General features: G+C 60.1%; 13 protein-coding genes and 1 tRNA gene. 5 read left to right on the top strand and 9 right to left on the bottom strand.

Annotation, left to right across the window (positions count from 1 at the left end; all coding sequences use genetic code 11):
• Positions 1 to 49: 49 nt before the first annotated feature.
• The 3 genes from RCJ00_RS06610 to RCJ00_RS06600 are packed head-to-tail and all read left to right on the top strand — an operon-like array spanning position 50 to position 2557.
• Positions 50 to 871, top strand: a complete 822-nt coding sequence (locus tag RCJ00_RS06610) for a prolipoprotein diacylglyceryl transferase family protein (protein WP_316220982.1) — start codon at positions 50 to 52, stop codon at positions 869 to 871.
• Positions 858 to 2258: a radical SAM protein gene (locus tag RCJ00_RS06605; RefSeq protein ID WP_316220981.1), complete on the top strand. Its 1401-nt coding sequence runs from the start codon at positions 858 to 860 to the stop codon at positions 2256 to 2258. The genes RCJ00_RS06610 and RCJ00_RS06605 overlap by 14 nt, the downstream gene beginning before the upstream one ends.
• The gene (locus tag RCJ00_RS06600; protein ID WP_316220980.1) at positions 2255 to 2557 is read left to right on the top strand and encodes a hypothetical protein; all 303 of its coding nucleotides are present in this window, start codon (positions 2255 to 2257) and stop codon (positions 2555 to 2557) included. The genes RCJ00_RS06605 and RCJ00_RS06600 overlap by 4 nt, the downstream gene beginning before the upstream one ends.
• A gap of 15 nt (positions 2558 to 2572) precedes the next feature.
• On the opposite strand, the gene RCJ00_RS06595 is transcribed toward RCJ00_RS06600, so the two are convergent.
• The 3 genes from RCJ00_RS06595 to RCJ00_RS06585 form a co-directional block, all read right to left on the bottom strand.
• Complete coding sequence (locus RCJ00_RS06595; RefSeq protein ID WP_316220979.1) at positions 2573 to 2923, bottom strand: cupin domain-containing protein; 351 nt, start codon at positions 2921 to 2923, stop codon at positions 2573 to 2575.
• Positions 2924 to 2982: 59 nt separating this feature from the next.
• The gene (gene infC, locus RCJ00_RS06590) at positions 2983 to 3504 is read right to left on the bottom strand and encodes a translation initiation factor IF-3 (protein ID WP_031238200.1); all 522 of its coding nucleotides are present in this window, start codon (positions 3502 to 3504) and stop codon (positions 2983 to 2985) included.
• A 131-nt stretch (positions 3505 to 3635) separates the two neighbouring features.
• Positions 3636 to 4820 carry a glycosyltransferase family 4 protein gene (locus RCJ00_RS06585; protein WP_316220978.1) on the bottom strand — a complete coding sequence of 395 codons (1185 nt, stop codon included), beginning with the start codon at positions 4818 to 4820 and terminating at the stop codon, positions 3636 to 3638.
• Between the two features lie 50 nt (positions 4821 to 4870).
• On the opposite strand from RCJ00_RS06585, the gene RCJ00_RS06580 reads away from it, so the two are divergent.
• Positions 4871 to 5623 (top strand): alpha/beta hydrolase family protein, encoded by a 753-nt coding sequence (locus RCJ00_RS06580; RefSeq protein ID WP_316220977.1) that lies wholly within the window; start codon positions 4871 to 4873, stop codon positions 5621 to 5623.
• A gap of 18 nt (positions 5624 to 5641) precedes the next feature.
• Here RCJ00_RS06580 and RCJ00_RS06575 read toward each other — a convergent pair whose 3' ends face one another.
• The 4 genes from RCJ00_RS06575 to RCJ00_RS06560 are packed head-to-tail and all read right to left on the bottom strand — an operon-like array spanning position 5642 to position 9212.
• Positions 5642 to 7219, bottom strand: coding sequence for a GMC oxidoreductase (locus RCJ00_RS06575; protein ID WP_316220976.1), 1578 nt, complete (start codon positions 7217 to 7219; stop codon positions 5642 to 5644).
• A gap of 14 nt (positions 7220 to 7233) precedes the next feature.
• Positions 7234 to 8031 carry an SDR family NAD(P)-dependent oxidoreductase gene (locus RCJ00_RS06570; RefSeq protein WP_316220975.1) on the bottom strand — a complete coding sequence of 266 codons (798 nt, stop codon included), beginning with the start codon at positions 8029 to 8031 and terminating at the stop codon, positions 7234 to 7236.
• Between the two features lie 28 nt (positions 8032 to 8059).
• Complete coding sequence (locus tag RCJ00_RS06565) at positions 8060 to 8920, bottom strand: SDR family oxidoreductase (RefSeq protein WP_316220974.1); 861 nt, start codon at positions 8918 to 8920, stop codon at positions 8060 to 8062.
• Between the two features lie 10 nt (positions 8921 to 8930).
• A complete protein-coding gene (locus RCJ00_RS06560) occupies positions 8931 to 9212 on the bottom strand; it encodes a hypothetical protein (protein ID WP_316220973.1) in 282 nt (93 codons plus the stop codon).
• A 155-nt stretch (positions 9213 to 9367) separates the two neighbouring features.
• On the opposite strand from RCJ00_RS06560, the gene clpB reads away from it, so the two are divergent.
• The gene (gene clpB / locus RCJ00_RS06555; RefSeq protein WP_316220972.1) at positions 9368 to 11950 is read left to right on the top strand and encodes an ATP-dependent chaperone ClpB; all 2583 of its coding nucleotides are present in this window, start codon (positions 9368 to 9370) and stop codon (positions 11948 to 11950) included.
• A 239-nt stretch (positions 11951 to 12189) separates the two neighbouring features.
• Here clpB and RCJ00_RS06550 read toward each other — a convergent pair.
• Together RCJ00_RS06550 and RCJ00_RS06545 are read right to left on the bottom strand one after the other, a co-directional pair.
• A tRNA-Glu gene (locus tag RCJ00_RS06550) sits at positions 12190 to 12264 on the bottom strand.
• Positions 12265 to 12438: 174 nt separating this feature from the next.
• Positions 12439 to 12933 carry a DinB family protein gene (locus RCJ00_RS06545; protein ID WP_316220971.1) on the bottom strand — a complete coding sequence of 165 codons (495 nt, stop codon included), beginning with the start codon at positions 12931 to 12933 and terminating at the stop codon, positions 12439 to 12441.
• Positions 12934 to 12944 lie beyond the last annotated feature (11 nt).

Genomic DNA, 12944 nt, shown 5'->3' with positions numbered 1-12944 from the left:
TCTCGAAGGTCTTGCCGATGTGCAGAAAATGCAGGCATGTGTTCAGATCATGCATTTTCCCGTCGTGTTTGATCTGTTCGGTATGGCCCTGCCGGCACATCTCGTTTTCGAGACCTTGGCCTACGCGGTGGGCTTTCGCCTCTATCTCTGGCTGAGGCGTGCCCAGTCCGATACCATCGGCGACAAGACACGTATGACCGTTTTGCTGGGGGCCGTCGTTGGTGCGGCTCTCGGATCAAAAATGCTGGGTTTTGCGGAACATCCGGACCTGTGGCGGCGGGCCCTGCATAATCCGCTCTATTTTTTCGCCGCGAAAACCATTCTAGGGGGATTACTGGGCGGGTTGATTGGCGTTGAAGCGGTTAAGGCGGCCGCAGGCATAACGCGCTCCACGGGCGACATCTACGTCTTCCCGCTTCTGACTGCCATTTTCATCGGCCGCATCGGCTGCCTTCTTACCGGCGTCAGCGACGGCACTTGGGGTAACGCCACCCACCTGGTCACGGGCTTCGACGCGGGTGATGGGGTCATCCGTCACCCGACACCGGGGTACGAAATGGTATTCCTGGCGGCGTTGGGTCTGGCTTTGTTTATAGTGCACCAGCGCGTGAAGCTCCGTGAGGGCGATCTGTTCAAGATTTTTATCGTGGCGTACTGTGCTTGGCGTTTCCTGATAGAATTTATCAAGCCCGTTACAACCTACAGCTTGACAAGTAGCTTGAACATCGTTCAAAATGTAGCTACGGAAGATGCCTTGCGGGCTGTGCCGGGGCTCTCCTGGCTTCAGGTCAGCGCCCTGGTGGCACTGGCTTACTACGCCGCCTATTTTGCCTGGCGAGTCTTGGGGGAGGTTCGGAATGGCCACGCGTGACTACATCTTTTTCGAGCTGACGAATTCCGTCTGTTCTACCTGCTATCGAAAGCTGGAAGCCAAGATTATTTTCCAGAATGATCGCGTCTATATGCTCAAGACCTGCCCGGATCACGGCAAGGAAAAGGTGCTGATTTCCACAGATATTGCCTATTACAAAAAGACGCGCGACTTTAACAAGCCGGGTGACATGCCGCGCAAGTTCGGTATGAAGGTCGAACGCGGCTGTCCCTACGATTGCGGTTTGTGCAGCGATCACGAACAGCATTCCTGCGTATCGATCATCGAATTGACCGACCGCTGCAATTTGACATGTCCGACCTGCTACGCCGCGTCGAGTCCCAGTCACGGCCGCCACCGCTCCCTGGCCGAAATCGAGACAATGCTCGACATCGTTGTCGCCAGCGAAGGTGAACCCGACGTGGTGCAGTTGTCAGGGGGCGAACCGACCTTGCATCCTGATTTCTTCGCCGTGATGGATATGGCCAAGGCGCGCCCGATCCGCCATCTCATGATCAATACCAACGGAATCCGGATCGCCAAGGATCGCGGCTTCGTTGAGCGTCTAAGCAGCTACATGCCCGGTATCGAAGTCTACCTGCAGTTCGATTCGTTCGATGCCGACGCCCTGATCTCGCTGCGCGGTGAAGATTTGCGCGCAAGCCGCCAGCAAGCCATAGAACATCTCAATGCGTTCAACATCTCTACGACCCTTGTTGTCACGTTGCAAAAAGGTTTGAACGACCACGAAATCGGCGACATATTGCGCTTTGCCCGTAGTCAGGCGTGCGTGCGCGGCGTCACTTTCCAGCCGACCCAGGTGGCCGGACGAACCGAACATTTTAACCCCGCCACTGATCGCATCACCTTATCTGAAGTGCGCCAGGCGATCCTCGACCAGAGCGACATATTTGTGCCGGAGGATCTGGTGCCCGTGCCGTGCCATCCGGACGCAATCATGATGGGGTACGCGCTGAAACTGGGCGACGATATCGTGCCTTTGACCCGTTATTTCAGCCCGGAAGAATTACTGGGCACATCGCGCAACACGGTCAATTTCGAAACCATGCCAGAGGTTCAGGCCAAGCTGATCAAGCTATTCTCGACCGGTAATTCGCCAGCCGACTGCACCGACACCATCGCCGATATCATGTGTTGCCTGCCGCAGGTTGAAACGGAAACGGCGTTTGGTGCGTTGACCTATGCCAATCTGTTCCGCGTCATTGTCATGAAGTTTTACGATGCGCACGATTTCGATGTGCGTGGCGTCAAAAAAGCCTGCGTCCATATTGTCCATAAGGACGGTCGCATTATCCCCTTTGATACGATGAACCTGTTTTACCGCGATCCCGCGGTCGAACAGCGTCTGATGGAGGCTGCGCGATGAAAATGACTCCGTTGAAAGCCATTGTCATCGTGAACGCGGTGATATTGGGATTAATTCTGATCGTCGACTGCATACCAAATAAGGATGGTTCTGCGAAAGTGGCGGCGCTGACCTGGCCCTTCGGGTTATCCCTCATCGACCTGGGTCTTGGGCTTATCTGCATCATCGCCATGGGCGTAACGAAAGATCCGGAAAAACGCGCTGCTGCCGATAGCACGATGCAGGGCTTTATGATCTCGTTTGCAATGATGCTGCTGTTGGCGGTACCGGCCTGCTTTTGGGCCATCGGCGTAAGGTAGCGCTGTGCGCTGGCGTTACGGCAGAATGATCACAAAGGTCTTCAGAACCGGTTCGATGACCTGCCACTGGCCCTGATACCCGGCCCGGAAGACGATGTGGTCGCCGGGGGTGAGCGTTACCGGCGGCCGGCCGTCTTCGGTGACGATGGCCAAGCCTTCGAGAAGGGTGCAATATTCCCATTCGTCGTAGCTGACCCGCCATGTGCCGGGTGTTGCCGCCCAGTATCCGGCATAGGTCTTTTCGTCAGGCGAAGTTTCCAGCAGCCAGGTGGTAAACTGCGGGTCGCCATCCAATACGCGTTCCGGGGCAGGACGGTCCTGTTCGGGCGTGACGTCTGCGCGGTCGAATTTGAGAAACTGGGACATGGAGCGCCTTAACAAAAAAGCCCCGCTTGCGCAGGGCTTTGTCTGGATGGATCGGAGGCCTATTTCGGCGCCAGGATCATGATCATCTGCTTGCCTTCCATCTTCGGTTCGTATTCGACCTTAGTGGTGGGCTCGAAGTCGGCCTTGACCTTCTGGAGCAGCTTCATGCCAAGTTCCGGGTGGGCCATTTCACGTCCACGGAAGCGAAGCGTCACCTTGACCTTGTCGCCTTCTTCGAAGAAGCGCGTCATCGCCTTGGCCTTCACCTCATAATCGTGGATATCGATATTCGGGCGAAGCTTGATTTCTTTGATTTCGACGACCTTCTGCTTCTTGCGCGCTTCGGCCTTCTTCTTCTGCTCCTGGAAACGGTACTTGCCGTAATCGAGGATCTTGCAGACGGGGGGATCGGCGGTTGGAGAGACCTCGACGAGATCCAGACCAGCTTCTTCAGCGGCTTCCAGGGCGGCGGAGGTCGGCATGATGCCTTGCTTTTCGCCGGTGGCGTCGATCAACAGAACACGGGGAACCTTGATCTCATTGTTGATGCGGGGGCCGTCTTTGGGGGGCGGTGCTTGAATCGGGCGACGAATAGGTCGTTCTCCTTGAGTCTGTAAATGGTGCGCGGGATTATGCCGAAACAGGGGTTAACTATCAACCCCCATAGCCTCAATAGGTTAAATTTTCAGGAATTTAGCCGTGCGCGGAGGCATTAAAGGCGATATGGCCGCGTGTTCAAGATAAGAAGCGCCCTGTAAACGTCAAGTGTGCGTTCGCACATAAGCGGCAGGCTGTACTGATCACGGACATGGGCGCGTGCGCGCCGGCCCATTTCGAACCGGTCGGCCTCCGGCATCTGGATGGCCGCTTTCATGGCGTCGGCCCAGGCCTGAGCATCGCCAGGCTTGACCAGCCAGCCCGTTTCGCCCGGCAGGACCGTCTCTACGGTGGCGCCATGTGCAGCGGCCAAGGGCGGGCGCTGCATGGCCTGGGGTTCCACGGCGGTGCGTCCGAAGGCTTCCGGATCGAGCGAGGGCGCAAGGGCAAAATGACAGGCTGTATAGGCCGAGGGCATGTCCGAGACATGGCCGACCAGCCGTATCTGTTCGCTCAGGCCATAGCTGGCAATGCGGTCGCGCAGACCTTGCGTATAGTCGCCGCGTCCCTGGTCGTCGCCGGCCATGACCACGGCGAAGGTGTCGATATCCTGCAATCGCAACAGATTGGCGGCCTCGACGATCAGTTCCTGGCCTTTCCAGCGCGTCAGCCGTCCGGCCAGCAGGAAGCGGATGCGGCCATCGCCGGCGGTCAGGCCCCAGTCCTCTTCGAGCGTCATGATCTTGCGCACATCGAAGCCTTCGGGGTCGAACCGTTTCATGTCGATGCCGCGCGGAATGCTGATCACCCGTTCCGGCGGCACCTTGGGATATGTGGCCAGGATATGGGCACGCGTATAGTCCGAATTGGCGATGGTCATGTCGGCGCGCGTCATCAGGCTGTTGTACCAGCGCTTGATCGCCGATTTGGCGTTGTAGATGCCGTGGTAGGTAGCGACCGACCGCACACCTGATGCCTTGGCCGCCCGGATGGCCGCCAGCGCCGGGGCGCGTGACCGCACGTGGACGATATCGATGCCTTCGGTGCGGATCAGGCGGCGCAGGGCGTGATAGTTCTTGAGCTGGACAAGCGGATGCTTGCTGTGCACCGGAATGTGGACCACGGTGGCGCCCTGGCGCGTCAGTTGCGTTTCCAGCCGTCCGCCCTTGGTGGCGACGATGGAGCGCCCGCCGGCGGCGATGATCGCCGCGCTGACATCGACCACGGTCTGTTCGACGCCCCCGGTGTCAAGTTCGGGAACGACCTGCAGGACGCAGCCGGTGAAGGAGGGGTTCGTCATGGTGCCTTGTGCGCGGGCGAAGGGATGGCTATGCAATGACCATGGAAAACATGCCAAATCAAGAGCCCGCCGCCTTTCTGGATGCTTCGGACCGCATCGCCTACCGTCATGTGACGGGGGACGGCCCGACCATTCTGTGGCTGGGCGGCTTCCTGTCGGATATGACCGGCAGCAAGATTACCAGACTGACGGCCGAAGCGAAGGCACGCGGCTGGGATTTTCTCTGTTTCGACTATTTCGCCCATGGGGAAACCGGCGGCGATTTCACCGAAGCGAGGGTCGGCCGATGGTTCGACAATGTGTTGGCCGTCACCGACCGGTTGACCCAGGGGCGCCTGGTCTGTGTCGGATCGTCCATGGGCGGTCACATGCTGTCACTGCTGATCAAGGCCAGGCCGGACCGGGTTGCGGCCGCCGGTTTCCTGGCCCCCGCCGCCGATTTCGCGACGGCGTTGATGTTGGCCTCCCTGTCGCCGGAGGATCGCCGGCAGCTTGAGGTATCCGGCGTCTACATGATGCCGGGCTATGATCGTCCGGTGCCGTTGTCGCAGGCCTTCTTCGATGAGGCGGCGGCGCATGAGGTGCTCAACGCCGCCATAGCGTTCGACGGGCCGGTGCGCATCCTGCACGGCATGGGCGACGACGTCGTGCCGTGGCAGCACGGATTGCGGCTGCTGGAAACGTTAACGACGCCGGACGCCCATATGCATCTGATCAAGGACGGTGATCACCGGCTGTCGCGACCTCAGGACCTGGACCTGCTGGTGGAGATGGTGGCGAGTCTGAGAGCGCGGGTCGCCTGAACGGGCTTTAGCAGGACCTTAGCGCATGCGTTCCGCCAGATGTTGGCCGACGCGCAAGGCGTTGGCGACGATGGTCAGGGTCGGGTTGACCGCCGAGCTTGACACGAAGAAGGACGAATCCACCACATAGAGATTGTCCAGGTCGTGCGCCTTGCAATTGGTATCGAGCACGCTGCGTGACGGGTCCTTGCCGAACCGGATCGTACCGCATTGATGGGCGGTGCCGTAAAGCGGCAACAGGCTGTCGATGCGGAAATTGGGTTCGAAAAGCGTGTGCTGACGCAGGCTGAAGGTGCGCAGCGCGACCTCCAGCTTGCGGGTTAGCCGCGTATGCGCCTCTAGATTGTTCGGCGTGTAGGTCAGCTTGATCTGGCCGCTGTCGGTCAGGGTCACGCGGTTTTCCTCGCGCGGCAGGTCTTCGCTCATCGTCAGGAAGGCGACCATGTGGCGCGCCAGGTCGTTGCTCAGGACGTCGGGCACGAGCCCCGGCGGGATGATGTCGGAAATCTGGCCTTCCAGGGTTTGGCCCGACATATATTCCAAAAGTTGAATCTGCCCCATCGGATAGGGGTAATCGGGTTCACCGAAATAAAAGTCGTTGACGGCGAAGGTCTTGGGGAAGCTCGAATCGAATCGATCGGGCAGGATGCAGATCACCGCCGAGGTCGTGTGGAACATGTAGTTGCGCCCCACCAGCCCGGAACTGTTCGCCAGGCCGTTCTGATGCGAAGCGGAATGCGATTGCAGCAGGATGGCCGCGCTGTTGGCCGCACCGGCGGCCAGGGCGTAGAGATCGGCGCGGAAGGTCTGCACCGTGCCTTCCGCTGTCTGGGTTACGACGCCGGTCACGCTTGAACCGGTCGATTCGATACGCAGGACCTTGTGACCGGGCAGGATGGTGACATTGGGCAGGTCGCGGATGGGATCGAGCACTATGGATCGGGCGTCGGATTTCGCCTTCAGCATGCAGGGATAGCCGCCGCAGGTATTGCAGCGCACGCATTTCGAGGTGAGAGGCAGGGCGTCATCGCGCTTGACGCCGAGCGGCAGGGATGACGGATGCCAGCCCTGGGCCTGGAAATGGCTTTTCAACTTAGCGACGCCAGGATCGTCGATCAGCGGCGGAAAGGGATAGGGCGGATCGTCGGGCTGGTCGTTCGGGTCGGTGCCGCGCTGACCGTGAACCTGCCACAGGGCCTCAGCCTGGGTATACCACGGGGCATAGTCGTCGTAATCGAGCGGCCAGGCGGGCGACAGGCCGTCGCTGTGTTCGACCGCCTCGAAATCGCGCCGCTTCATACGCATCAGGGCGGCGCCATAGAAGGTGGTGTTGCCGCCGACCCAGTAGTTGGTGTTGGGCGTGAACGGACGATTGTCCTTGTCCAGCCACTGTTCCTTGGTGCGATAGCGATGATCGATAAAAACCGCCTTCGGGTCCCAGTTCTGCGGCTCGACGGGCAATTCTTCGCCGCGTTCGATGATAAGAATGGATTTGCCGGTATTGGCCAGGGCGTAGGCAAGGGTGCCGCCGCCCGCGCCGGAGCCGATGATAATCAGGTCGTAATGGGTGGCTTCGGAGGCAGGCGCATCGGTCATCTCAAACTCGTTTTTTATAGTTGATATTTTTTGGCGCCCCAGCGGATCAGCGGGGTCACCAGACCGTCCGGGAGGTAGGTCATCAGGAAGACCGCCAGCTTGTTTATCAGGCCGGTGACGATGACTTCGCGACCGGCTTCATTGGCGCGGATAGCGGCTTCGACCACGGCTTCGGCCGACTGAACGAAGCGCGACGGGGATGTACCGACGGCGGCGGCCATTCCATTGGCGGTCTGGAATTCGGATTCGGTCGATCCGGGACACAGGGCCGTGACATTCACGCCTTTGTAAGCGACTTCCGCCGCCAGAGATCGCGAAAATTTCAACATATAGGCCTTGGCCGCCGGGTACAGGGTGTGTCCCGCCGCGCCAGGGGAAAAGGCGACCATGGACGACACATTGATGATGCGACCAAACCCGCGGGCCAGCATGGGATCGAGGAATTCACGCGCCAGATAGGTCGGCGTCATGACGCAGACCTCGACAAAATCCATCTGCTGCTGCGTGGTCGTGCTGGCGAAGGTGTGGGCCAGGGAATAGCCGGCATTATTTATCAGGCCGTCCGGGGATAGATTCATTTCCCTTATACGCGCGACCAGGGCCTTTACCTGCGCGCGGTCGCTCAAATCGGCATCAAGACAGGTGACGGCTATGCCGTGTTTCGCCGTCAACTCCGCCGCCAGGTCTTGCAAACGGTTGAGGCGGCGGGCGACGAGGATCAGATTGTAGCCGCGCTGGGCGTAGGCGCGGGCGAATTGCGCACCGATACCGGAGGAAGCGCCGGTAATCAGAAAGGTCCTAGTATCGGCCATGGCGCACTCCATTGAGTCGCCGCCGAGGCTAGTCTTTTTTGTCCGTTTGTATAGCCGTGAAAATGGCGGTCAGGCCTTCACGATAGGTGGGATAGCGCGGGCGCCAGCCCAGTTCGGCCTTGGCGCGGGCATTCGATACGCGTTTGTTGTCGGCATAGAAGCGTTGCATCGTCGGGCTGAAGGCGGCAGGGTCCCAGGCGACGCGCGGTGGCAGGGGCAGTCCGGTCAGGTCCGCGGCGTATTCCAGCACAGTGTCGGCCGGGGCGGGTTCATCGTCACAGAGATTATATATCCCGCCAGGACGGGGATGGTTGAGGCTGGCCATCAGGGCGGCGGCGCAGTCGTCGTGATGCAGGCGGGAAAAAACGTGGCCGGGTTTATGGATGCGGCGTGCGGTGCCGTCGCGCAGGCGGTCGATGACGTTGCGGCCCGGTCCGTATAGGCCGGGCAGGCGGAAGATCTGCGCGCCGACGCTGAGCCATTGGCTTTCGGCCAGACGGCGCCGGCGGCCTTCGACGGCGGTGGCTTCGAGTGGTGAGTCTTCGAAGACCCAGCCACCGTTGCGATTGCCGTATACGCCGGTGGTGGACAGGTAGCCGATCCATTTGCCGGATGGGTCGTTTGCGCGGATGTCATTTTCAGACATCTTAGCAAAGGCGGGACACCCGTCGTCACCGGGCGGCGGTGTAACGAGTATTCCGGACGCGGCGGCTACGGCCTGAGTCATTTCCATGTTGTCGTCGACAGACACAGCCTTAATACCCAGCCGATCCAGGGTCTCACGACGATGGGGTGAGCGGACCGTGGCGACAACGGTATGGCCTGCGGCGCGGGCGGCTTCGGCAAAAGCGGCGCCGATAAAGCCATAGCCGAAGATCAGCAGGCTCACTGGAAGGGGCTCACTGGCCGGCGCTGCTGTCGGCCAGGCTGGCGGCGGCTGCGCTGGCATTCGCCGCTTCCTGCGCGTCGCGGGCCTTGTCTTCGGCCTGCTTTTTCAGGCGGGCGTCGCGCTCCCGGACCATGCGGAAATAGTCGGGCTTCTCGATGGCGTGCCCAAACGGCGCCGGCGAGCGCTGGCCCTGGCCCTGCGGCCAGACGAAGCTCAACGCAATCAGGAGGATCGCGATCAGGGCGGCGGCGGGGTAGAAGATTTTGGCGTTCATGACCGCGTTTATAGGCATTTTGGCCGCGCTGCGCCAGTCCTTTCGGGAGACGAAATTTTGCCATAAAGCCCCCTTGTGTAGCCCAAATGCCACACCATATCGTCACTATCGCATCGTTGCTTGTGACGAGGACGGAGCGAAATCCAATCCGCCGAAACGGGGAACGAATAGACATGAATATCGAAAAATATTCCGAAAAAACTCAAAAGCTTATCCAAAGCGCGCAGGGCATCGCCCAGGCGCGAAACCACCAATATTTCACGCCGCTCCATGTGCTCAAGGCCTTGACCGAGGACAAGGAGTCGCTTGGCCCGCAACTGATTAACCTCGCGGGTGGCAATGCTGCCGCATTCAGCGCCGCGGTCGATACGGCCCTGGGTAAATTACCGGCCGTGACCGGGGGCGCTCAGCTCTATATGCATAACGATACGGCCAAGCTGTTTCGCGACGCGGAAGCCGATGCCAACAAGGCAGGCGACTCCTTCGTGACCGCCGACCGCCTGCTTGTCGCCGCCGTCGATAACACCGAAGGCGCGGCCGTGCTCAAGGCGGCGGGCATTTCGCTCGGTAAGCTGAAGGACGCGCAGGCGGCCTTCCGAAAGGGCAAGCCGGCTGACAGCGCCTCCGCCGAAAGCGGCTTTGATGCCTTGAAAAAATACGCCCGCGACCTGACCCAGGCCGCGTTGGACGGCAAGATCGATCCAGTCATCGGCCGCGACGAGGAAATCCGCCGTACCATCCAGGTCCTGGCCCGCCGGACGAAGAACAATCCGGTTCTGATCGGTGAACCCGGCGTGGGTAAGACCGCCATCGTCGAAGGATTGGCTCAGCGTATCGTCAATGGCGACGTGCCGGAATCGCTCAAGGACAAGAAGCTCCTGTCGCTCGACATGGGTGCGCTGATTGCGGGTGCCAAGTATCGCGGTGAGTTCGAGGAGCGCCTGAAGGCCGTGCTTAACGAAGTGACCCAGGCCGAAGGCCAGATCGTGCTGTTTATCGATGAGATGCACACCCTAGTCGGCGCGGGCAAGTCCGATGGCGCCATGGATGCCTCAAATCTGCTCAAGCCCGCCCTGGCGCGGGGTGAATTGCACTGCGTCGGCGCCACCACGCTCGATGAATTCCGCAAGCACGTCGAAAAGGATCCGGCCCTGGCCCGGCGCTTCCAGCCGGTGTTCGTCAGCGAACCGACGGTCGAGGATACGATTTCCATTCTGCGCGGCCTGAAGGAAAAGTACGAAATCCACCATGGCGTACGCATTTCCGATAGCGCCATCGTTTCTGCGGCCACCCTGTCGAACCGCTACATCGCCGACCGCTTCCTGCCGGACAAGGCCATCGACCTCATCGACGAGGCGGCGTCCCGCGTTCGCATGGCGGTAGACTCCAAGCCCGAGGAACTGGACGAGCTGGACCGCCGCATCGTGCAGCTCAAGATCGAGCGCGAGGCCCTGCAAAAGGAAACCGATGCCGGATCGCGGACCCGTCTGGAACGCCTGTCCGAAGAGCTTGAAGACCTGGAAGGCAAGTCCATGGCCTTGACCAGCCGCTGGAAGGCGGAAAAGGACAAGGTCGGCTCGGCCGCTCGGTCGCGTGAAGCCCTGGATCGCGCGCGCATCGACCTGGCCAATGCCCAACGTGCCGGCGACCTGCAAAAGGCCTCAGAGATCATGTACGGCATCATCCCGGCCCTGGAAAAAGCGTTACAACGGGCGGAAACCGCTCAGCCCGACGCCGATTCCCCCCTGACGCCGGAAGTGGTCGATTCGGCCCAGATCGCTCAGGTGGTGTCGCGCTGGACCGGCATTCCGGTCGACAAGATGCTGGAAGGCGAACGTGACAAGCTTTTGCGCATGGAAGATGTGCTGAGGTCCCGCGTGGTCGGCCAGGACGAGGCCTTGGTCGCCGTCGCGGATGCGGTGCGCCGCGCGCGCGCCGGGTTGAAGGACCCGAACCGCCCCATCGGTTCGTTCCTGTTCCTTGGCCCGACGGGGGTCGGCAAGACGGAACTCAACAAGGCGCTGGCTGAATTCCTGTTCGACGATGAAACGGCTATCACGCGTCTCGACATGTCGGAATACATGGAAAAGCACTCGGTCTCCCGCATCATCGGCGCGCCTCCGGGCTACGTCGGTTACGATGAGGGCGGTGCGTTGACGGAAGCGGTCCGCCGGCGTCCCTATCAGGTGGTCCTGTTCGACGAAGTCGAAAAGGCGCACCCGGATGTCTTCAATATCCTGTTGCAGGTCCTTGATGACGGACGCCTGACGGACGGGCAGGGGCGTGTGGTTGATTTCCGCAATACCCTGATCGTCATGACCTCCAATCTGGGCTCGGACGTCCTGGTCAATATCGATGACAACACGTCGGTCGAAACCGTGCGGCCTCTGGTGATGGATGTGGTGCGCCGGCACTTCCGTCCGGAATTCCTCAACCGGATCGACGAGATGATCCTGTTCCACCGACTCGACAGGGCGCACATGCACGATATCGTCCGCATCCAGCTCAAGGGGCTGGAAAAGCTGATGAAGGATCGCGATATGACCCTGTCTATCGACGACGCGGCGCTAACCTATCTGGCGGACAAGGGCTATGACCCCGCCTATGGCGCACGGCCGTTGAAGCGGGTGATCCAGAAGCTGCTGGTTGATGAAATCGCCCGCAAGATCCTCAGCGGATCCGTGACGGACGGTGACGTCATCCATGTCGGTTTCGACGGCGAAAACCTGACTGTCGGCAAGCCGACCGTAAACTAAAAGCCTATAATACAAGCGTCATGACTTTTGACTCATGACGCTTGGCAAGGCCGACTGGCCGCCCGAGCTTATGCGAGGAGCCATGCGGCGTTTGAGCTTAGCTAAGACTTGACGTCCTCTCCTGGTTTCAGGGGAGGACGTTTTACATTGTTGACTGGACACGCCGAAACATAGCGACAGCAAGCCGGGCAGGTCTTGCGCAGCTATTCGTTTTAATATGATTTGGGGGGTAATCCGATTGGCAGTCCCTAGGGGAGTCGAACCCCTCTTTTCAGGTTGAAAACCTGACGTCCTAACCGATAGACGAAGGGACCGCGATCAGAAGAAGCGCGCTTTTGACCGATCGCGGCGATCCGGTCAAGTCCTTGCGTGTAATTTTTTCTCAATTAGAGCGTATTCCGATCTGACTGACTCAGATCGGCGCTCTACTTCCCTGCTTTTACGCGCTTTTTTATCCGAAAAGTGCAGCACACTTTTCGGAAAGCGCTTTAGCTATCGAGCGCGTCGATCTTGCCAGCCAGCCATTGCAATCCGGCCAGATGTTGTTGGTCGTGGCTGCACAGAAAATGCATCAGGCCGCGCACGGTGACGCGTCCGTAATCCTCGAATTCGGCGGTGCGGCTCAACTGATCGCTGGATAGGTTGGCGAGCAGAATCAGGGTGTCTTCCCGGGCGCGGCGAAACTGGTCGAACACATCCGGTGCATGGCAATCGGCATAGGCGCGCTCGATGCGCAGGCGTTCGCCATCGATGCCGGGCAAAAAGGGATGGTCTTCCTTCAGCGTCCGCACAAACCGCACATGGTAGCCGTCGATTTCGATGTCGCGCACGTGACAGAGCTGTTCGAGGGCAGACAGGTGCTCGCTGGGGCAGCCGTCCCAGGCGGGCGGCGACCACAGCCTATAGGCATCGGGAATAGCGCCGTAATGCGCCTCCAGCTGCGCTGGAAAGGCCGCCAGGGCATCAAGTGTCGCCTTGTCCATCCTAAGTCCCT

The sequence above is a fragment of the Asticcacaulis aquihabitans genome (assembly GCF_032490435.1).
In the GTDB taxonomy this organism is placed as follows: Bacteria; Pseudomonadota; Alphaproteobacteria; order Caulobacterales; family Caulobacteraceae; genus Asticcacaulis.
Note: the sequence above shows the minus strand (reverse complement) of the source record. Positions and strands in the feature narration are given on the sequence as shown.

What these genes read in the sequence shown, in the direction of transcription:
- RCJ00_RS06610 (WP_316220982.1), top strand. Translation starts at nt 50, where the DNA reads ATGCATTTTCCCGTCGTGTTTGATCTGTTCGGTATGGCCCTGCCGGCA.
- RCJ00_RS06605 (WP_316220981.1), top strand. Translation starts at nt 858, where the DNA reads ATGGCCACGCGTGACTACATCTTTTTCGAGCTGACGAATTCCGTCTGT.
- RCJ00_RS06600 (WP_316220980.1), top strand. Translation starts at nt 2,255, where the DNA reads ATGAAAATGACTCCGTTGAAAGCCATTGTCATCGTGAACGCGGTGATA.
- RCJ00_RS06595 (WP_316220979.1), bottom strand. Translation starts at nt 2,923, where the DNA reads ATGTCCCAGTTTCTCAAATTCGACCGCGCAGACGTCACGCCCGAACAG.
- RCJ00_RS06585 (WP_316220978.1), bottom strand. Translation starts at nt 4,820, where the DNA reads ATGACGAACCCCTCCTTCACCGGCTGCGTCCTGCAGGTCGTTCCCGAA.
- RCJ00_RS06580 (WP_316220977.1), top strand. Translation starts at nt 4,871, where the DNA reads ATGCCAAATCAAGAGCCCGCCGCCTTTCTGGATGCTTCGGACCGCATC.
- RCJ00_RS06575 (WP_316220976.1), bottom strand. Translation starts at nt 7,219, where the DNA reads ATGACCGATGCGCCTGCCTCCGAAGCCACCCATTACGACCTGATTATC.
- RCJ00_RS06570 (WP_316220975.1), bottom strand. Translation starts at nt 8,031, where the DNA reads ATGGCCGATACTAGGACCTTTCTGATTACCGGCGCTTCCTCCGGTATC.
- RCJ00_RS06560 (WP_316220973.1), bottom strand. Translation starts at nt 9,212, where the DNA reads ATGCCTATAAACGCGGTCATGAACGCCAAAATCTTCTACCCCGCCGCC.
- clpB (WP_316220972.1), top strand. Translation starts at nt 9,368, where the DNA reads ATGAATATCGAAAAATATTCCGAAAAAACTCAAAAGCTTATCCAAAGC.
- RCJ00_RS06545 (WP_316220971.1), bottom strand. Translation starts at nt 12,933, where the DNA reads ATGGACAAGGCGACACTTGATGCCCTGGCGGCCTTTCCAGCGCAGCTG.